General features: G+C 43.1%; 19 protein-coding genes. 8 read left to right on the top strand and 11 right to left on the bottom strand.

What is annotated here, in order from left to right:
- Positions 1-3 precede the first annotated feature (3 nt).
- From ACOQOE_RS07270 to ACOQOE_RS07255, 4 genes are all read right to left on the bottom strand, one after another.
- Complete coding sequence (locus tag ACOQOE_RS07270) at positions 4-1,893, bottom strand: PHA/PHB synthase family protein (protein WP_082792361.1); 1,890 nt, start codon at positions 1,891-1,893, stop codon at positions 4-6.
- Positions 1,894-2,054: 161 nt separating this feature from the next.
- Positions 2,055-3,179, bottom strand: coding sequence for an ABC transporter permease (locus ACOQOE_RS07265; protein ID WP_067864421.1), 1,125 nt, complete (start codon positions 3,177-3,179; stop codon positions 2,055-2,057).
- A 2-nt stretch (positions 3,180-3,181) separates the two neighbouring features.
- Positions 3,182-5,959 (bottom strand): ribosome-associated ATPase/putative transporter RbbA, encoded by a 2,778-nt coding sequence (gene rbbA / locus ACOQOE_RS07260; RefSeq protein ID WP_067864418.1) that lies wholly within the window; start codon positions 5,957-5,959, stop codon positions 3,182-3,184.
- A 12-nt stretch (positions 5,960-5,971) separates the two neighbouring features.
- The gene (locus ACOQOE_RS07255; RefSeq protein ID WP_197468013.1) at positions 5,972-6,985 is read right to left on the bottom strand and encodes an HlyD family secretion protein; all 1,014 of its coding nucleotides are present in this window, start codon (positions 6,983-6,985) and stop codon (positions 5,972-5,974) included.
- Between the two features lie 561 nt (positions 6,986-7,546).
- On the opposite strand from ACOQOE_RS07255, the gene ACOQOE_RS07250 reads away from it, so the two are divergent.
- Complete coding sequence (locus ACOQOE_RS07250) at positions 7,547-8,227, top strand: DUF1826 domain-containing protein (RefSeq protein WP_420555333.1); 681 nt, start codon at positions 7,547-7,549, stop codon at positions 8,225-8,227.
- Between the two features lie 100 nt (positions 8,228-8,327).
- Here ACOQOE_RS07250 and ACOQOE_RS07245 read toward each other — a convergent pair whose 3' ends face one another.
- Positions 8,328-8,621 (bottom strand): hypothetical protein, encoded by a 294-nt coding sequence (locus ACOQOE_RS07245; protein WP_420555332.1) that lies wholly within the window; start codon positions 8,619-8,621, stop codon positions 8,328-8,330.
- A gap of 579 nt (positions 8,622-9,200) precedes the next feature.
- On the opposite strand from ACOQOE_RS07245, the gene ACOQOE_RS07240 reads away from it, so the two are divergent.
- The 6 genes from ACOQOE_RS07240 to ACOQOE_RS07215 all read left to right on the top strand — a co-directional run bounded on the left by ACOQOE_RS07240 (position 9,201) and on the right by ACOQOE_RS07215 (position 15,313).
- Positions 9,201-10,832, top strand: coding sequence for a methyl-accepting chemotaxis protein (locus ACOQOE_RS07240; protein WP_420555331.1), 1,632 nt, complete (start codon positions 9,201-9,203; stop codon positions 10,830-10,832).
- Positions 10,833-11,700: 868 nt separating this feature from the next.
- On the top strand, positions 11,701-12,591 hold the full coding sequence (locus ACOQOE_RS07235; RefSeq protein ID WP_420555330.1) for a DMT family transporter: 891 nt from the start codon (positions 11,701-11,703) through the stop codon (positions 12,589-12,591).
- A complete protein-coding gene (locus tag ACOQOE_RS07230) occupies positions 12,584-13,630 on the top strand; it encodes a CobW family GTP-binding protein (protein WP_420555329.1) in 1,047 nt (348 codons plus the stop codon). The genes ACOQOE_RS07235 and ACOQOE_RS07230 overlap by 8 nt, the downstream gene beginning before the upstream one ends.
- Before the next feature lie 92 nt (positions 13,631-13,722).
- Entirely contained in the window at positions 13,723-14,208 is a 486-nt protein-coding gene (locus ACOQOE_RS07225) for a hypothetical protein (protein ID WP_067864396.1), read from the top strand.
- A 37-nt stretch (positions 14,209-14,245) separates the two neighbouring features.
- The gene (locus tag ACOQOE_RS07220) at positions 14,246-14,836 is read left to right on the top strand and encodes an SCO family protein (RefSeq protein WP_420555328.1); all 591 of its coding nucleotides are present in this window, start codon (positions 14,246-14,248) and stop codon (positions 14,834-14,836) included.
- A 12-nt stretch (positions 14,837-14,848) separates the two neighbouring features.
- Positions 14,849-15,313: a copper chaperone PCu(A)C gene (locus ACOQOE_RS07215; RefSeq protein ID WP_067864391.1), complete on the top strand. Its 465-nt coding sequence runs from the start codon at positions 14,849-14,851 to the stop codon at positions 15,311-15,313.
- Positions 15,314-15,436: 123 nt separating this feature from the next.
- Here ACOQOE_RS07215 and ACOQOE_RS07210 read toward each other — a convergent pair whose 3' ends face one another.
- Both ACOQOE_RS07210 and ACOQOE_RS07205 read right to left on the bottom strand, forming a co-directional pair.
- The gene (locus ACOQOE_RS07210; RefSeq protein WP_067864388.1) at positions 15,437-15,721 is read right to left on the bottom strand and encodes a hypothetical protein; all 285 of its coding nucleotides are present in this window, start codon (positions 15,719-15,721) and stop codon (positions 15,437-15,439) included.
- 105 nt (positions 15,722-15,826) lie between these two features.
- On the bottom strand, positions 15,827-16,033 hold the full coding sequence (locus ACOQOE_RS07205) for an SDR family oxidoreductase (protein WP_067864384.1): 207 nt from the start codon (positions 16,031-16,033) through the stop codon (positions 15,827-15,829).
- A 51-nt stretch (positions 16,034-16,084) separates the two neighbouring features.
- On the opposite strand from ACOQOE_RS07205, the gene ACOQOE_RS07200 reads away from it, so the two are divergent.
- Positions 16,085-16,603, top strand: coding sequence for a LysR substrate-binding domain-containing protein (locus ACOQOE_RS07200; protein WP_420555327.1), 519 nt, complete (start codon positions 16,085-16,087; stop codon positions 16,601-16,603).
- A gap of 21 nt (positions 16,604-16,624) precedes the next feature.
- On the opposite strand, the gene ACOQOE_RS07195 is transcribed toward ACOQOE_RS07200, so the two are convergent.
- From ACOQOE_RS07195 to ACOQOE_RS07180, 4 genes are all read right to left on the bottom strand, one after another.
- The gene (locus ACOQOE_RS07195) at positions 16,625-17,167 is read right to left on the bottom strand and encodes an elongation factor P hydroxylase (protein ID WP_420555326.1); all 543 of its coding nucleotides are present in this window, start codon (positions 17,165-17,167) and stop codon (positions 16,625-16,627) included.
- A 12-nt stretch (positions 17,168-17,179) separates the two neighbouring features.
- The gene (locus ACOQOE_RS07190) at positions 17,180-17,908 is read right to left on the bottom strand and encodes a hypothetical protein (RefSeq protein WP_156473661.1); all 729 of its coding nucleotides are present in this window, start codon (positions 17,906-17,908) and stop codon (positions 17,180-17,182) included.
- A 155-nt stretch (positions 17,909-18,063) separates the two neighbouring features.
- Positions 18,064-19,842, bottom strand: a complete 1,779-nt coding sequence (gene soxB / locus ACOQOE_RS07185; RefSeq protein ID WP_420555325.1) for a thiosulfohydrolase SoxB — start codon at positions 19,840-19,842, stop codon at positions 18,064-18,066.
- A 122-nt stretch (positions 19,843-19,964) separates the two neighbouring features.
- Positions 19,965-20,387, bottom strand: a complete 423-nt coding sequence (locus tag ACOQOE_RS07180) for a hypothetical protein (RefSeq protein WP_067864371.1) — start codon at positions 20,385-20,387, stop codon at positions 19,965-19,967.
- Positions 20,388-20,397: the final 10 nt, after the last annotated feature.

The raw sequence follows: 20,397 nt of genomic DNA, 5'->3' as shown, positions 1-20,397 counted from the left end.
CCCTTAATCTTGCAAAACATAAGTACCCGGTGCATCACAAATCGGCTTTATTTCCGCATTAAAGGAGGGCTCAATTAAATCACCAGAGCGTTCCTTCAACCAATCGGCTAATTCAGGCCACCAAGATCCATCTTGTGTTTCATGCTCAGCAAACCATGTATCAGGATCTTGATAACGATCGGCATGTTTACGTGTTGCTATGCGATAACGGCGACGGGGGTGACCCGGCTCAGAAACAATACCGGCATTGTGCCCTCCACTGGTCAATAGGAAAGTCACATCGGTATCAGCAAGAAGGTGAAGTTTATAAACCGAACGCCAAGGAGCCACATGATCTCGTTCAGTGCCGACTGCAAAAATAGGGACTCTAATATCAGAAACTGCAATTGGCCGGCTATCGACAATATATCGGCCTTCAGCCAGTGCATTATTTAAGAAAAGTTGACGAAGATACTGGGAATGCATCTGGTAAGGCATACGAGTAGCATCACTGTTCCACGCCATTAGATCATTCATCTTAGCCCGTTTACCCATTAGGTAATCATGCACCATACGTGACCAGATCAGATCGTTGGAACGCAGTAGTTGGAAAGCTCCAGCCATCTGTTTAGTATCTAAGTAGCCTTGCTCCCACATCATATCTTCTAAAAAGGTAACCTGGCTCTCATTGATAAACAGCATCAATTCACCCGCTTCGGTAAAATCCGTTTGGGCGGCAAATAAAGAAAGACTTTTAAACCGTTCATCACCATCACGTGCCATCGCTGCAGCGGCAATAGAAAGTAATGTTCCCCCGAGACAGTAACCTACCCCATGAACAGGTTGGCCTCCTGTAATCTTATCTATATGCGCTAATGCATTCATAATACCGAGGGTACGATAATCATCCATACCGAGATCACGATCATCATGGTCTGGATTTTTCCAAGACACCATAAATACAGTGAAGCCCTGTTCTGTCAGATACTTAACGAGGGAATTCCCTGGTGAAAGATCAAGAATGTAATACTTCATGATCCATGCTGGGACGATAAAAATAGGCTCAGGATGAACTTTTTCAGTCACTGCATCATACTGAATCAATTCTATTAAGCGATTACGATAAACCACCTTGCCCGGCGTGATCCCGAGATTTTTGCCGACTTGAAACCCTTCTGTGCCCGCGGGTTTTTGATCATTAAGCATGCGCTGTAGGTCATCTAGGAAGTTTTGCATTCCCCGCTGTAAGTTCTGCCCGCCCTCTTTTTGTGTTTGTTCCAGCAATTCAGGATTGGTCAACAGGTAGTTGGAGGGAGAGAAAAGATCTAAGATTTGTCGCGTTGCGAACTCAACCACATTTTCATGCTGCGGAGTAACCCCTCGCACACCCGTTGTTGCGTTGTACCACCATTGCTGGTTTAACAAAAAAGATTGGTAAAAGAGATTGTAGGGCCATTTCTGCCACGCCTCTCCACTAAACCTTTTGTCTTGAGGTAATGGATCGATACAGGGACAAGGAGATGCCGCTTCAGGATTAACGCCCGGCGCACAAAAACCTGCATAATTTGCCAGACGTATGGCTTTTTTAAGCGCTTTTTCAAACAGTTGAATCTGCTTGCCCGGTGCTGTAACAAGATGAGCCGCCCAGTCAGTATAAGCCGCGGATAAGCCGCTCGGAGAAAGCCCCCCCGTAAAACGCGCTATAGATGCGTTAACACTCTTATCCAGCGTCTCTTGAAAAGAAAGTGGATAGTATGAATCTTTACCCAACAGTTGAGTAAAATAATCTGTAGGGTCTTTATGAGCAAAGCTAGCATGACAAGCTGTACTTGCCTCCCCTTGCTCTTTTGCCTTAACTTCACCTGCCTGATCGGTCTGATTACTACCAGACTGCTCTAACCCGTGCGATTCCATCTTCAATCCCTCTTATATCTTATGGAACATTCTGCTCTCTATATGTTAAGAGTATAGTCAAAATGCTGCAGCGCGACATTGAGCGAGATTAATTTTATAGCTGTTTCTTATCCAATTTTAGAGAAGTTTATTGTGCATCGCATCATTCAATCTGTTGCAGATTAACGACTAACAGCGATGGAACGTCTAAATAACCCAAGACTAGCACTAAAAAAGATACTACCTAGACCTATCATAATCAGCAGTTGGGGCCAAATAATTGTGATATCAGCGCCACGGAAGATCACTGCCTGAGCAAATGACATATAGTGACGGGAAGGTAAGAACCAAGTCACCGGCTGGATAATTTCAGGCTGACTCTCAATTGGCGTTAGACCACCGGAAAGCATAGTTATAGGTATGATCACCATAATCATCAACAACGCAAACTGCGCCATAGTACGCGCTATAGTGCCTAAGAAAATGCCTATAGCGGCAGCAGCAAATAGATAAATAGTTGTCCCTCCCACCAGCAGAAAACGGGATCCACTAATCGGTACATCCAGAATGGTTTCTACAACGATGAGCATAGACAGAGAAAAGGCAACAAGAATAATGAGTCCATTAGCTAAAACCTTAGACATCACGATCTGAAACGAGCTTAGCGGCATTACCAATAGGTGCTCGATAGTGCCATGTTCACGCTCACGCAACAGTGCGGCCCCGGTGAGTATAATGGTAATCATAGATATCTGATTAATCAGCGCATTAATCGCGCCAAACCACATGCCTGTACCATTGGGATTAAAAGCGCGGCGCTGGACTAACGTCACGGGATAAACTGTTGTTTCATCAGAACGGTTGATAAAGTGATTAACCTCATCAACAACAATATTTTGAATATAACTGTTACCTAAACTGGCTTGAGTCACCGCCGTGGCATCAATATCGATCTGAACACTAGGCTGGCGGCCTCGGCGTACATCTTCCTCAAATTGTGGCGGGATTTGGACAACAAACATAAACCGATCCAGATCCATAGACGCATCAATCTCAGCAGGCGAGATAAGTTCGGGCGTTTTAAAATAAGGCGGATAAAGGGCGTTTGCAATAGCACGCGAAAGTGTCGAATGATCTTCATCAACAATCGCAATAGAGGCATTATTAACTGATTCACTGGTCGCTGTAGCTTGCGAATAGATTGCTAAACTAAACGAATAGATGATCAGTATGACCATCACTAGATCACTAAAAACGCTACGCAGCTCTTTAATACCAAGCCAGAAGATATTGATCCAAGTTTTCATCTTCAGGCCTCCTGCTTTTTCAAAAATGTAGCCGCAATAATGACTAAAATCGGCCCAAACACAGCAAGTAGAAGAATATCCCCCATCAATTCAGAGAAACTTAATCCTTTAGTAAACGCGGCTACACTCAGATGCATATAATAGGTTGCGGGCCACAATAGACCGATTAGATGTCCGCCCCCCTCCATAGTAGAGGTCGGTTGAACTAAACCAGAGAAATTAATTGTCGGCATAATGGAGAGAATAGCCGTAGCAAAAACCGCCGCCACTTGAGATTTTGTAACAGTTGAGATCAATAAACCAAAGCTAGTCGCAGCAAAAATATAGAACAGTGCTCCTAATGATAAACCTAATAGACTCCCCTTCAGAGGCACATCCAGCAGAAACACCACCAGCAAGGTCAAAATAATAAAGTTGACTATACCAATCGCAATATAGGGCAATTGCTTACCAAGCAAGAATTCAAATCGGCTTGTTGGTGTGACATAAAAGTTGGTGATAGTACCGATCTCCTTCTCCCTTGCCATACTTACCGCCATCAAAATCGCTGGAAACAGTAATAGCAACATAGCTGGAGTCTTCGGCCCCATAGAGTAGATGGTCTCGAACGAAGGGTTATAACGATAGCGTGGCTCAAGCGTGACTTTTGAGACCGCACTTGCATCAACACCTGCATTCGTCGCTAATTGGGTCAGATAATGAATATGTGCACCGCTGACATAACCGGCAATAGTGCCTGCTCGAGTGGTATTAGCGCCATCGATCCACGCTGAAACACTCGGTGTTTCTCCTTTTTTAAGGTCGCGACCGAAGCCCGGTGGGATCTCTATAGCTAAGGTAATATCATTGGACTTCAACCGCCGTTCAAGCTCCTCTTTACTGGTTAACGCCGGTTGTTCACTAAAATAACGCGAGCCTTCAAAGTTACTCAGATATTCACGACTTTCGGGGGTTTTATCATTATCGAGTGCAGCATAAGTTAAATCTTCAACATCCAATGAGATGCCATATGCGATAACAATCAACAACAGAGAGCTACCAAGAAAGGCAAACGCCATACGCACTGGATCTCGCATCACCTCCATAATTTCGCGATAGCTATATGCAAGCAGCCTGTTTAGACTAAACCCTTGTTTTTTTGTCTCTGACGACTGAGGGAGCTCAACATCGCTCAACCCTACAGCGGTTTCAGCTAGTGAGGTGGCTGGAATAGCACTATCATTATTCGCTTCATCACTCTTATCACCGATCGCGTCTTCAAGGTAACCAATAAAGGCCTCCTCTAACGAAGCAGCTCCTTTTGCCTCAACCAAGTGCTTGGGCTCATCATAAACCAGTACCCGTCCTGCATGCATAAGTGATATACGATCACAGCGCAGCGCTTCGTTCATAAAATGGGTGGAGATAAAAATTGTTACTTTGTCTTTCCGTGAGAGCTCAACCAACAACTCCCAAAACCCATCTCGCGCAATAGGATCTACACCCGATGTAGGCTCATCAAGAATCAGCATCTCCGGCTCATGGATAACTGCAACCGCTAAAGAAAGGCGCTGACGAATACCTAAAGGTAAGGATGATGCCAATACACCCAGATGCTCACGCAAACTAAAACGTTCAACAAGGGTATTAATACGCTCAGCGGTTTTCTCCGGTGTTAAATGGAATAAGCGGGCATGTAATTTTAGGTTTTGCTCGACACTCAATTCACCGTAAAGGGAGAATGCCTGAGTCATAAAACCAACACGTTTGCGGGTTTCCAGATCATCCGCATTAACAGAATGACCAAACAGATAGGCCTCGCCTTCTGAAACTGGCAACAATCCTGTTAACATTTTCATCGTCGTTGTTTTACCGCAACCGTTTGAGCCAAGAAAACCAAAAATCTCACCCGCTTGTATCTCAAAGCTAACATTATCAACCGCGGTAAAATCCCCAAAACGGCGGGTCAAATTTTTAGCGACAATCGCGGGCTCCCCACCCTTTTCTTCTAAAGGTGGAATAACCAATTCACTCATGTCACCACGTTTACTTTCAGGCAACAACCGCACAAACGCCGCTTCCAAATCCTCAGCGCCGGTTTTCTCTTTTAAACTCTCTGGCGTACCTGTATCAAGTACTTGACCGGCATCCATAGCCACCAGCCAATCAAAACCCTCTGCCTCATCCATATAGGCGGTGGAAACCAGTACACTCATATTAGGACGTTCTTTACGAATGGTTGCGATCAGTGCCCAAAACTGACGCCGAGATAGGGGGTCTACGCCCGTGGTAGGCTCATCTAATATTAGCAGATCAGGATCATGAATCAGCGAGCAGCAAAGACCCAATTTCTGTTTCATCCCCCCTGACAGCTTACCTGCAGGTCGGGAGAGGAAGGGATGTAGCCCCGTTGCTTTAGTTAATCGCTCAATGCGTGTTTTACGCTCACTTGTGCTTTGGCCAAAAAGCTTACCGAAGAAGTCGAGATTCTCTTCAACACTTAATTCTGCATACAGGTTTTTACCTAGCCCTTGGGGCATATAGGCAATCCCAGGGCCAACAGTTTTTCGATGATCGACCGAAGTCATATCACCGCCCAGCACCTCAAGATGCCCCTTTTGCAATTTACGCGCGCCAGAGATCAGCCCCATCAAAGTCGACTTACCAACACCGTCGGGACCCAATAAACCAACCATTAAACCAGAAGGAATATCCAGCGTTATATCATCAACGGCATGGACCTTTTTGTAGCTATGTGTAACACCCTGAATACGAGCGATCGGACGATCCTGTTCAGCCATGGTTGGCACCCGCTAGTGGTTACTAATGTTATCTGGATTAATTTTTGCTGGAAGCTTCTGGAGGAATGCTGGCCACTCAGGTAGCGCTTCGCCCGGTAGTGGAGCAAGCTGAATATAAGCTACACCTCGCACCCCTGTTTTTACACGGTCTATATACGCCTGTACTAGAGTTTCAGGCACGCGCACTTTGACACGAAACATGAGCTTTTCTCGCTCACTCGCTGTCTCCACCTCTTTTGGTGTAAATTGGGATTCGGGGGAAACAAAGCTAACCGTTGCTGGAATCGCTACATCAAGAATATCTAGCTTCACCCGCGCCTCAGCACCGATAGAAACACGATGGGCCTGAGATGAGGGCAGAAAGGTCTCCATATAAACATCAGCAAGATTCACTAGTGTTAACACTTTACCGCCACTGCCTAATACTTCACCGGGTTCCGCAAGGCGATACAATACTCGTCCTAAACTTGGCGCGACTAAGACGGCATCATCAATCTGTGTCTGGATTCCCTGTGCATCTGCCCGTGCCGCATCAACATTACGTTCCTGCGATACCAATGTGGCATTAGCTGCATTCAGATTTGCCTTAGCAACAGCGACCTCACTTACACGGGTGTCATAAGACTCTTTACTGGTATGACCTTTTTTCACCAGTTCCCGCGCGCGACTCAGTTCCTGTTCGGCAAGAATAAGCTTAGCCTTAGCTTGTGCAATAGATGCCTCTGCCGCTGCTACTTGGCTTTCGGCACTCGCAATGACCGCCTCTGCACGTAACAATTGAGCATGCAGTTGAGCAGTATCAATCGTTGCAACGACTTGCCCTTTCTCAACAAGGTCGCCCTCTTTCGCAGAGATCGTCTCTACACGCCCAGCGATTTTTGTTGATATATCAATCTGTACCGCTTCAATACGTCCATTCCCCGAAGCGAGACCTTCCGGCAGTTCAGGTGCTTGAAGGTTCTGCCATAGGAGCCAGCCGCCTACAGTGGCAAGTATTAAAACCACAACAATTATTACTCGCTTCACGTCTTTCTCCATTATCCAAAATTCGTCAACAAATCATTATTAAATCGTTGTACCTAGTTATTACAAACAGCACTAGTCCTGTTATTAACAACACTATGTTCCATCTCGGCATATTTGATCATCAGGGAGAGGCACGTAGATCTGCCAACAATCAGACCTATATGTACGGTGACTTCACATGTCGTTTAAACAAAAAGTTAACTTAATCCTAAAGTAGTATCGAACAAACCGGCTGAAATTTCCTTGATGTCAATCATCTAGGTATAGAACAGGAACGGCATCACAAAAATTCAGAGGGGGCTATTCGAGCAAGTAACGCATTAGCACTTGTATAACGAGGTCGCATAAATCTAGTCACATAAACTTATGTAATTACCCCTCTAATCCAAAGCGGATAGTTAACATTAAATTAGCATACTGAAATATAAGACTCAAACCGTCATAAGGTATAAACACAACATTGGTAACAGTGATATGCAGATAATTTTCTTTTGCGGGGGACTCAAAATTAATCATTATGTTATATTATAATGATTAATTTCATTAGGACAGGTGATCGCAGTGGGTGCCACAGAGCCAGTAGAGAGTAATACTTATTTAAAGCATTACCAGCATGAAAATAACCATGTGACAGGGGACTCTCCTGAAACCATGACAGCAATCTACCAAGAACAGATCAATCTCGTTATTGTGCAACGTTCACTACCTGATGTGATCGCCAACTATTGCCAAGCACTCGTTGAGAATAAGTCGCACTTTAACCTCCGCTCAGTGGTCAACCCTAAAACAGCTGTAGAGTCACTCAAATTCTCGCTACCTGACTTAGAGGGTCAACCAGAATTTGTAGAGGATCTCGCTCTCTTATTGGATATGTATAGCTGCTTGTTCGAACTTGATGAAGTAGGTCTGAGGTTACAAGTGTTAGATCGCGCTATGTGTCCCCGCTTTCATATAGATAAGTTGGGTTGTCGTTTGGTTAGTACTTATCAAGGGCAAGGAACCGAATGGCTCAGCAATGACGATGTAGATCGTAGTAAACTTGGGCCGGGTAATATGGGCTTAAGCGATGATGTCTCAGGTTTATACTCTCAGATGGCCGACATTCAGCAAGTAAACAAAGGTGATATTGTTCTACTAAAAGGCGAAGGCTGGTATGGCAATGAGGGTTTAGGTGCAGTACATCGATCTCCAGCGGTGAAACAAGGTGAGAAGCGTGTTGTGCTGACACTGGATTTTGCCTGAATAAAACGGCCTATCTGTTTCTAGGTGAACAGCAGTGGCATGATTCTGGGCGGAAATGATAACCGCCCATTCACTTTAAAAAATATTTAACATCAAACCCTTACAAAAAATTCAGTGGGATTTTCAAATACTGTAAACCATTACTTTCCGCTTTTGGAAACTCCCCTGCTCGAGTATTTACTTGTACAGAGGGGAACAAAAGCTGGGGCGAGTCTAAAGTTTTGTCACGGCGGTTACGCGCACTGATAAATGCGTTTTCATCCACCTTATCGTGTATATGGATATTGTGTTTACGCTGTTCTGCAACGGTTGTTACCGATTGATGAGCGCGTGTAGCAGGAGGATAGTCATGACACATCATCAATTGGGTACCCTCAGGATAAGCAAGTTTCAATATCTTTCAGCGTAGGTTCCGCTGAAGCACTGAACTTATGTGTGATGAAATCGAGTGATATAGATGCGCCCATACTACGGCTCCAGTAAATTCATATTGATTTAGATCAGAGCATTTTTTCGGGCCAAAAAAATTAAACTAACAAAAACAAGGAGTTAGTTATTTTCACAACCTAATAGCTATATATGAGAAAGATAGGCAATGTTGCGCAATGACTGTCTTTGTTGGTATGAGACAACTTTTTGGTGCGCTTTCTTATGCCAATCAAAAGCAATAATTGACACAAATAACGAAGAAATAGAATGAGGGGTAATGAAGTTTTTTAACCAAGAACGGGGTTATGCATACAGGGCGAGGGCGAGTAAGAGAGAACTCAGCCTTCTCTAATCAACTTATTTATCAGTAAAATTTAAGATTTTAAAAGACCCATTTTCTCATCATCACATCAGCTTACCGCTGATCAGATAATTTTATCGAGCTCTTGAAAGCCCTATAAGACCCCCCCTAATCAACAAATTCCACTTTTAGATTTTATAGCCTATATTGGAGGGTAACCGTTTATTTAGGAACAAAATAATAATGAAAAAAAACATATTCCATAGTATCAGGTTCAAGTTATCAGCAGCGATGGTGATGCTGACTTTAGCTATATTATTAATCTCATTTTCTGCCAAATTACTAACCGATGAACTCAAAGATGGAGTTAATCGATTTGGAACAAATTACTTACCCGCCATTTCAGCCGTACTTAATGCAGATAGAGATCTGTATCAGGCCAAAGAAGCCGAATTAAACTACCTACTAGGTAAAAGAGACAGCTCAGTAAAAAAAGACTTCAATGAAAACGCAGACCAAGCCTTTGAACGCATGAATCAATACAGGGCGCTAATGAAGGAATATCCTGACATTATGCAGCAGCTGGACGCCTTTGACTCGGCCTTCAATAGCTGGAAAACTAAAGCAGAACGAACTTTTACCTTAGTTGATAATGGACGTATAGATGAAGCTGAAACTTGGAGCGACCAGCAGACAGTTCCAGCTTTTGCGGACTTAAGAGGATTATACAATTTAGCAGGTGAAGCCCTTGACGCAAAATCGCGCAATAAACGTGAGCATCTTACCCAAAAAATCGAAAAGGTCAGTCTCAGTCTAGGTATATTCATCTTTATTGTACTCGCTATTGCTGCAGCGCTAACCTATTTCACTCCTAAATTATTAGTAAACAGCATTACACAATTAACCCGTAGCATTAAAGAGATTAGCCAAGGTAATGGTGACTTAACGCTGAGAATCAATTCACAGAGAAAAGATGAGTTAGGCGAATTAGCCTACGCATTTGATGACTTTGTCGCCAATTTAGAAACATTAATAACCGATATTCGTCAACGGGCATCACAAATGAATGCCGACGCTCAAACGCTACATGACTCAGCTAATAACAGCATGACGATTGTTAGCAAACAAAGCCAAGGTGTAGAGATGATTGCCTCTGCCGTATTTGAGTTTAATACAGCCATAAGCGAAGTAGCTGAACATGCACAGCAAACTTCATCCGAATCAGCTAAAACTGTGGATATCAGTAGCAATGGCCGCAATATTATTAATGACTCTGTCCTTCAAATTAACAACCTTTCACTCTCCGTATCAAACGCAGAACAAGTGATTGCTAAACTTGCCTTGGAATCAGAAAGTATTGCTTCAGTACTCGATGTGATCAGGGGCATAGCAGATCAAACCAACCTTCTTGCATTAAACGCCGCAATTGAAGCTGCCCGCGCAGGCGATCACGGACGCGGATTTGCTGTTGTATCAGATGAAGTCAGATCCCTAGCCAGTAAAACCCAAGCATCAACTGAAGAGATTCAATCAATGATTGAGAAACTTCAATCGGGAGTAAACGAAGCGGTTTTATCGATCAGAGACGGCTCGTCGCAAGTATCTACATCCGTTAAATTGGTAGAGAGCACACAAGAAATATTAAATGCCATTGGCGTATCCGCGAATCAAGTCAATGATATGGCGATCCAAATTGCCACAGCAACGGAGCAGCAAAGCCAAGTGACTGATGAGATCAACCAAAACTTAACGCACTTAAATGATCAAAATGTGACGGCGAAAGAGCTTTCGCAAAATTCTTTGGGAATTGCCACCAGCTTTAAAAATATGGCTGAAGACCTGTTTAACAAAATGAAACGGTTTAACGTAAGCTAAAGATTTTAATGCAAAACGCTGGGGGAGCATCACTCCCCCGACCTAATTCCTATGAGCTTTAGCGCTCAAGCCAACAGCAACTCTCCCACCTAGCGCTCTAGTCATAACCCCTGACTAGACAAGTAAATTACGACTCCCATAGAGATGAAATTAATTTATCCCTTTATAGGAGGATAATTATTTTTAAAATTTGAATCTTAAATTTTTGAATAAAAAAAAACCGGAGCCCCTTGGGGTTCCGGTTAAGCAATTTTGCTTTAATGACAAGAGCCTGTGCTTGGAGCATCCAAATCGATTCTCCGACCCCTATAGGCGCTGAGGCCTGAACTCAGCACCTATAGGACTACACACACGAAATGCGATATTTCTAAAGCATGACGGCACAACTTGTGAGGGGAGCCTGCCGTCTGACGTGTTGATATAGATAATATACGAATGAGAATGATTTGCAACACTATTAACAGTAAATTTTAAAATAATTTAATCTTTATTTGTAAGCAGCTTAAATATAAAAAAAGCCGGACCAAAAGGTCCGGCTTATCTGGTTTAAACTGAATAGGTGAGCATTCAGTTTAATACATTGATTATCGAGGGGGAGAATCAATGTTCGCTGAACCAACATGTGAGCATATGTTAATTCAGCAAGTTTCGGCAGCGTTGTGAGGTGAGGTCGTCCACTGCCTATCACTTATGAGCGAGTACGATAATATTGCAACTGAGAATGATTTGCAACACTATTTACAAAAAATAAAACTCTCTTCTTTAACTGTGTAATTAGGCATAATCCGCATATCTACTATACGCAACACACAGCAAAATATTTAAAGACACATATAACCTTGGGCTTTAATAGAGTGCCGCTAAATTAATGCAAACACAAAAAATACAAGCCGATTTACTTTTACTACTTGTCGCCATAATTTGGGGGTTAGCTTTTGTTGCACAACGCTTAGGCCTTGAGTTACTTGGTCCCTTTAGCTTCAATGCGCTACGCTTTCTACTAGGTGCCCTCTCCCTCCTTCCTTTATTGTTTTTTTTCAAAGCACCATCCGATCACAGCAATAGACAATTATTAATAAGCGCTCTAGCAGCGGGCGGCGTACTCTTTCTCGGTGCGTCGTTTCAACAAGCGGGCCTAGCCTATACGACCGCAGGCAATGCTGGCTTTATAACCGGCCTATATATTATTTTTGTGCCTTTATTGGGATTGTGGATTGGACAAAGCACAACCATTAACACATGGCTAGGTGGTGGCATTGCCGTAATTGGACTTTACCTCTTAAGCTTTCACCAATTAACAGCGATAAATAGGGGTGATATTTTAGAAATATGTGGCGCAGTTTGCTGGGCAATCCATGTCCTATTAATTGCCAAGCTGGCACCTAAAGTGGACAACTTACGTCTCGCCATTCTACAGTTTTTAGTCTGTGCAGCCCTGAGCGGATTCACAGCACTGATACTAGAAAGTGAACAATTTACCCTTAACAATGCAATTAACTCTTGGCTGCCTATCGCTTATGCAGGCTTTATATCCGTTGGTATCGCCTATACCTTACAGATCGTGGCGCAGAAAAACGCACCGCCAGCCCATGCCGCCGTCATTATGAGTTTAGAAGCTGTCGTTGCTGCAGTGGGTGGATGGTTTCTCCTCGACGAAAGCTTCTCTCTCCTCGGTATCCTTGGCTGCAGCTTCATGCTCATCGGTATGCTGTTTTCACAACTACCCTTAATATATAAAAGAGACAAATCTTATGCCTAAGTTAGAAAATATACCTACGAACATAATTACGGGCTTCCTTGGGGTAGGGAAAACCACCGCCATCAATGCACTTTTATCGCAAAAGCCTAAAGATGAAACATGGGCAATATTAGTTAATGAGTTTGGGCAGATCGGTATTGATCAAGCGGTTATGGAAACACCATCTGATGGTGTCGCAATTAAAGAACTTGCCGGTGGGTGTATCTGCTGTGCACTAGGGCCTGCATTAACCTCAACACTCGCTATACTACTTCGTCGCTCTAAACCGGACCGCTTGATCATCGAACCTACAGGTATAGGTCATCCCGCGGGAATTATAGATACCCTACAAAATGAAAATTTTCGCGATATTTTGGATCTTCGTTCAGTCATCTGTTTATTAGATCCACGTAGTTTAGATAATCAAGAGACGGTGAGTAATCCTACGTTCCAAGATCAAATTAATTTAGCTGATGTTATTATTTTAAACAAAACTGATTTAGCCACTGAGGCACAAATCTCGTTTGCTGAGCAGCAATCCACTACGCTCTTTCCACCAAAACAAGCAGTGATAAAAAGCATTAATGGTGAGGTGTCTCTTAATCTGCTTGATCTTATCGGTAAAGGAGGACGTCAGGCTCTTTTCCCTGATGCTCATTCGGACGCTGAAATATCAGCTTCCAATTTAGCTACACCGAGTACGTCTAGTAAAGTCTCTTTACCTACAGTTCAGCTACAGCTAATACCTAAACCCGCTATGCCCTTCGTTAAAGAGGGACAAAGTAATGGACTCTATAGTTGTGGATGGGTTTTTAATAGCGAGGATGTTTTTAAGCTAGATTCCCTTAAAAGCATCTTCAAGAGTTTACTGAAAATACAGCGTATAAAGGGGGTTTTCCATACCGACGAAGGCTGGGTGCTTTATAATCAAGTGATCGATGAGGCAACATTTTCACCTATTGCTTACCGTCGAGACTCCCGACTAGAGATAATCACTACCCAAGCATTAGCAAAAGAAGACATCCAAAAAAACCTATTAGCTTGCCTCTATACTTCTTAGCAGTATGCTTGAACCCTTTATGCGACAATTTGTCACTTCTCTTACTCACTATTTAACCAGTAAAATAAAACGGCACTCGGGATAGCTATAGAATGAAGCAAACCAAAGATAAAAGCCCCCATCTCCTTCAAGTGATGATCATCGTTGCAGCCATCTTTGGTTTAGGTTCTGTAATATATCTACCACAGTTGATGCATAATACACCCCCACAAACGCGTATTTTGCAATCAACTCCCGGGTGCGAACTAACCCAAACATTCTGTAAAGCCAGCGACAGCACTGGAGCAATTCGTCTAAAAATTAACACCCCGACCATTAGCTCAGCTAAACCTCTGGAGTTTGAAGTAAAGCTTCAAGATATTGCCGCCGATCAAGTGATGCTGGATTTAAAAGGTCGAGATATGTTTATGGGCCTCAACCAAGTTATGCTTAAAAAAGTTGCTGGGGAACAGGATCTTTGGCGCGGAGAAGTCACCCTTGGGGTTTGTACTACAGGTACGATGACATGGATTACCTCTGTTGTTACAGAGCATAAGGGAGAGCGAACCCAGGCCGATTTTTTCTTCGATGCTAAATAACACAAGCTCAAATGATATTCAGTACAGGTAATTTATTGTGAAAACACTGCGTAATCTTCTTCTTTTAACCGCCGTTATGTTAGCGGGTGTTGCCATTGCTTTCTATTTTCGTCCTCAGCCGATCGAAAATAGAATCGCGCTGGGTGAACAACTAGGGGGAGACTTCACCCTTGAAAGCGTTCAAGGCCCACTTAAACTTGAAGACTATCGCGGCAAAGTCGTACTGTTTTTTATAGGCTACGCCTCTTGTCCTGATATCTGCCCAACCGCTCTCGCAGTTGCATCCCAAGGATTACATAATCTATCTAAAGAGGAACAAAAAGAGGTCGTAGGCATATTTATGAGTGTGGACCCTGAACGGGACAGCGTTGAAAAACTAGCGAAATACACTGCTTTTTTTCATCCTAATTTTATCGGTGCGACTGCAAACAGAGCCACCATTGATCAAGTGGTTAAGCAATATGGTGCATTCTATCGCATGGTAGATCTGGAAGAGTCTGCAATGGGATACGCTGTAGACCATTCATCCAAACTCTACCTAATTAATCGTGAAGGAGAGCTTGCTAAAGCACTTCCACATGCACTACCACCTAAAGAACTTGCTACCGAAATTCGTGATTTATTGTAAAAGGAATCAAACATGATTAAGACATTGATAAGTCGTGCATGCATCATCGGCACTTTAGGGTTAACGGCAATCCATGCATCTGCCGATGTAACTATTGAAAACCCTTATGCCCGTGCCGTCCCTCCAGGGCAAGTAAATAGCGCGTCGTTTATGGTAATACACAATACCGATTCGAAAGCTGTTTCTTTGCTTTCTGCAAGCTCCAGTGTTGCTGAAACAGTTGAACTGCATAACCATATCAACGAGGACGGCATAATGAAAATGCGCCAAGTTGATCAAATAAAGTTACCTGCTGAAGGTAAAGTCAGCCTACAACCGGGCGGCTATCATGTCATGCTAATTGGTCTAAAGCAGGATTTAGTTGAAGGAACAGAGATTGATATGACGCTAACGTTTTCTGACGGTAGTAATCAACAGCTAATGCTTCCTGTGCAAAAAATAATGGCCGGTATGACAGAACATAAACACCACCATTAAATAGATAGTACCAATAAAAAAACCGCCATTAGTGATAACCGACGGTCAATAAAAAAGTCCTGAACCTTCAGGACTTTTTTATTGGTACTCTATATAAATTGGGCCCTACTTGACGTTAAAGCCTTAAAACTTTTTTATCCCATTAACGATCTCTTCAGACTTATTGACCTCTAATGCATCCAGATGAGGAGTAGAAAAATACCCTAGATTATTATCGAAATACCCACCCGATTTGCTTTCAAACTCATCATCAAGAGCTAAACGCATCAAAATATGTGCGCCTATAGCAACGTCTCCACCCTCAACGCCAAAGTTATCTTTAACCATTTTACTACCCAGCATTGAACCTAGATTAACAGCGATAACTACTGGGCTATCTGCCTTCTGAGCTAATGCCTTAGACCGCATTGTAAGCGCCAATTTACTTTGTGCGTACGCAGAAAAATCATCTTCGACAACACCATTACCAATTAAAGTATTAATATTAACGGTGGCTTGAGCTGCTGATGGAAGTTAATAAAACGCCCCTTTTTCACCGAGTAACGGCAGTAAGCTATGCGTCAACAAATAGGGCACTATTGTATTAACAGCAAAACGAATATCTAGCCCCTCAAGGATTGTATTATTTTCTGCTCGGAAAATCCCTGCATTGTTAATCAACACATCGATCTTCCCATGAGTCGTCTTCACGGCTTCAGCTAAAGCTATCACTTGTGACATCTGAGAAAGGTCAGCAATATAAGTGTCTACACTATCTGCGACTCAGTAGATATGGCATTCCGTTATGGTTCACCAGAAGACAGTAACCTTTATGGATTTAAGATCTGTAATGTTCCCGGCTTACTCTGTGTGACAGAGGAGTATTTAGAACATAATGGCACACCTCAACATCCCCATGATCTCGTATCTCACCATGGATTGTTTTACCAACTACATGATGTGATTCATAATGTTTGGAGCTTCAGGGATGATCAGAATAATTACAAAATAAAAATGAGTGGCAATCGTGCCTCAAATGACGGTGATCTGGTACGACGCTGGTGTGTCGCGGGGAAAGGGCTTGCTGTTAAATCTTGTCTTGATATGTCAAACGACTTACTTAATGATAGGGTCGTCAATGTCATGCCCAACTTCAAACCTCGCTCCAGCGAACTCTGGTTAGTCTGCCCCACTCGGCAATCAATTACACCAGCAGTAAGATTACTGCGCGACCATGTAAAACTAGAATGCACAAACGTCTTACTGTTGCTCATTGATAAAGGTGTGCTCGATAAAAGTGTATTAAGTTGATCAATTAATAAGGCGGTGGGGTTAAAGCTTAAATTCGTTTTTTGATAAAGGTTCACGATTATTGTGGATCCGCAAAGCCTCAACCAGCATACCCACTCGCTCAGGCAAGTCATGATCCAGTAACCCATGAACCATTTTGAGTACATTTTCTTGGAAGTGATCACTTGCGCCTATCTCCGATGATAAGTTATCGGCACTAAAGTGAAAGCGATGACCTGCAGCAACTGAAAGAATCCATTCATAGGCCTGAGGGCGAACCTCAACCTTTTCAAATTCTCTTTGTTCTTCAGCTGTACGGCCATCTGGCTTATACCAATAACCAAAATCCACCAGCTCTCGACGTTTAGCACCAGCCACACACCAATGGGAAATCTCGTGTAGCGCACTGGCGAAAAAGCCATGAGCAAAAACGATTCGGTTATGCGGTGAAGTATTATCCGCAGGAAGGTAGATAGGCTCCTCCTCACCTTTAATTAACACCGTATTATAGCGTTCGAAAAAAAGCTGATTAAACAGATTAATCAGCTCATCTACATTAGGTTTGTTTGTAAACGTTTCTTGCACTAATCACTAACCTTAGTAGTTAACATAGGGTTGCCACATATTCTCTCTTAACCACCAAGTTTCACCGGTAATACGATCAATCCTAGCAGCAACATAACCTTTGCCATCACCATCTGCACGCAGTAAAACCACTTCATATTCCGCTGTGCCTGTCGCACCACTTTCCTCAAGAAGGTTCCACGCCCCTTGGTCGGCTAACCAAGCCTCTCCCGTAAAACGATGATAGCGTATTAAAATCCACTGATCCTTTGCCGTATAAGCAGAGACTATACGATAGGAACCATCTTGTACTTGACTACTTAATTCGTTAGCCATCATCGTTATCTGATCTAATACGCCATTAAAAGCATCAGGTGTGGGTGCTGCCTGCGCAGAATCAGGAGAATCGGATTGAGCGAATGCACCTTGCAGGTCTGTTTTCAAGCTTTGGATCTGCAAAGAAAGCGCTTGGTTCTGTTGTTGTAATTGGGCAGCCTGAGATTTCATCTGTAGTAAATGATCCTGCACAGCAGTCAAACGATTACCGACAACATCTAGTTTTTCACTGGCATTAGCTTCAGGCAGGTCTGATGCGGGTTCGCTTTTAGTTTTAGACGACGCATTAACCTTTGTTGATTGGCTATTTTCGGCAGCGGCCTCAGTCGATGTGTCGGTTTTTACGCCTGCCGCATTACAAGCAGTCAACCCGATTAGGACTAGAGATAATACAGATGTTCTAAGCATGCTTTTTATTGGTTTCACAATTTCTCCCTTGAAGCAGATCTGGATTATTTCGCTTGGCGGCTATTTAAACAAAAAAGGAGGGATTCTGCTATTTTTCCATATGTTACTGCCAATAAAAAAGCCCCTTCTTAATCGCTAAAAAGGGACTTCCACTCTGTTTGATCGCCTAAATGTTATGACTCCATTTTAGCGTAATCCGCTATCCCTGGATTATTACCCACATTTTTCAAAATAGGTGTATTCAATTTATCAATACGTGCGACCTCTTTATCACGTAAGTGATCAGCCACTACATCCCAAATAATTGGCCCCTCAGATTGGGAACCTACCGTCGCCCAGCCTGATACTGTATAGGTTTTATTCGCATCAATACGCTCACCATTATCGAGCGTCATTTCACTAATACGTTTACCTATAGGTTGCATAGGGTCACAGATATAATCAAAACCACCAACACGAACCATATCCCCACCTGACTGCAAATATGGCTCTGGGTTAAAGATATTATCTGCCACATCTTCCAGAATTAACTTAAGTTCTGAACCTTTCATCGGTCTCACATAAGTTTCAGGGTAGGTCAGACAGGTTTGATCTAAAACATGCTCCATAGTGATCATTTGTCCCTCAAGGACTGAGGTTCCCCAACGGAAGCCAGGGGATAATGATATCTGAGCATTATTTACATCCATTAACGCATTACAGATTAGCTGATCAAAGGTACCGTTGAAATTACCTCGACGGAACATCACTTCATCAGCAAGCGCCAGCTCTTCTGTTAGCCAGCCCATATGAGGGGCTCTAATATCATCGATTAATTTAGCCATTGCGGGATCAGCAGGTAAAATTTCAGAGAAGATAGGCATCAACCGGTAGTTGTAACTTTGCACTTTGCTGTCACGAATATCCAAATCCATAACACCTAGAAATTTACCATTTGAACCTACATTACATACCAAGGTTTGGCCGGTAGCATTTTTAACGGTAGTAGGTTGCGGCATACCGTCATGGGTGTGCCCTCCCAAAATAACATCAATACCGGAAACACGGTTGGCCATCGCCAAATCAACGTCCATACCATTATGGGAAAGCACAATAACGGCGTCGACCTTCTCTTCTGCACGTACTTTATCAACTAAAGCCTGCATCTCATTATCATAAATATCGAAAGTCCAATCAGGGATAAAACGCGCAGGGTTAGCTATCTTAGTGCGAGGGAAAGCTTGGCCTATAACCGCTATACGCGCTCCACCTATCTCTTTAATCGAATAAGGCTTAAAGACATGGCCGCTATCTTCATCGAAGATATACTCATCAGCCCCATCAAAAAGCGCGTCTTCTGTTACAAAAACATTGTTAGCGAGAAATTCACCATTGAAGGCTTTTATATTATTAAGAATCTCCTCTTGATGGTAAGTAAACTCCCAATGACCGGTCATAACATCAACACCAAGCTCATTCGTAGCTTTAACCATATCCATGCCGCGCGTTTTAAATGCGGTGCCTGAACCTTGCCACGTATCACCACCATCTAATAGAAGCGTGCTTTCTGATCCATAATCTTGGCGTAAGCGATCCACTAAGGTTTTAAGATGGGAAAATCCGCCGACTTTTCCGTAACGGCTAGCAGCATCACCAAAATTCAAATAGGTAAATGCATGCGCTTCAAGTGACCCGGAACTAATTCCAAAATGATTAAGTAGCTTATCACCCACAAGGTGAGGTGCTTGGCCATAGGCTTTACCAATTCCCAAATTAACATTTGGCTCACGAAAATACACAGGGAGTAACTGGGCATGACAATCGGTCATGTGTAGAAGACGAACATTACCACTTTTAGGGATTTCATATAGATCTGAAGGCTGTTTCTTTGCGGCAAAACCTGTTGCAGGAAGAACCCCCGCAGCGCCCGCCATACCTAACAAACGAGCAAATTCACGGCGTGTCATCGACATAAATAATCACCTCTTTTGAGGAAAAAAAACCTGCTGCGTACAACCTCAGCAGGTATTTTTAAAAGTACATTATGAGAGAGTAAACCGATTATGTTTGCTCTCTGGACGATATTAGCGCTTTCCTATTGAGGAACGGCAAGATGCCAATTTGCCTGCGCATAATGATACTGTTGAATACCCATCCGTGCGTGATATTTAGCTTGTGCCGCTAAATTAAGAGCTTTTTGATAATCACCCTCATCAATCGCCGTTTGAGCTTCTTTTAGAAGGCCTCGAGTCAGCTTCCACTCATAACCTAGTTCAGCCACTTCAGCATTTTTTGCCTTAGCCTTATCCAATAATGCCTCAGCATTCGCCTTAGTCGCCTTAACAGCAGCCTCGGCCTCCTCTTCATGCTGAGTCGTATACTGCTTTCCCTGCCAGGTAAAAACATGACCTTTACCATACATTGCACGGTTCATCTCAAACGCATTTTGAAAACTTTCAGCTGCGGCAAATGTTGGCGCAAGCGCCAGAACAGCAGCAATAATTAAACCTTTATTCATGTTGCTACCC

Source organism: Neptuniibacter marinus (assembly GCF_965223595.1).
Taxonomy (GTDB): Bacteria; Pseudomonadota; Gammaproteobacteria; order Pseudomonadales; family Balneatricaceae; genus Neptuniibacter; species Neptuniibacter marinus.
Note: the sequence above shows the minus strand (reverse complement) of the source record. Positions and strands in the feature narration are given on the sequence as shown.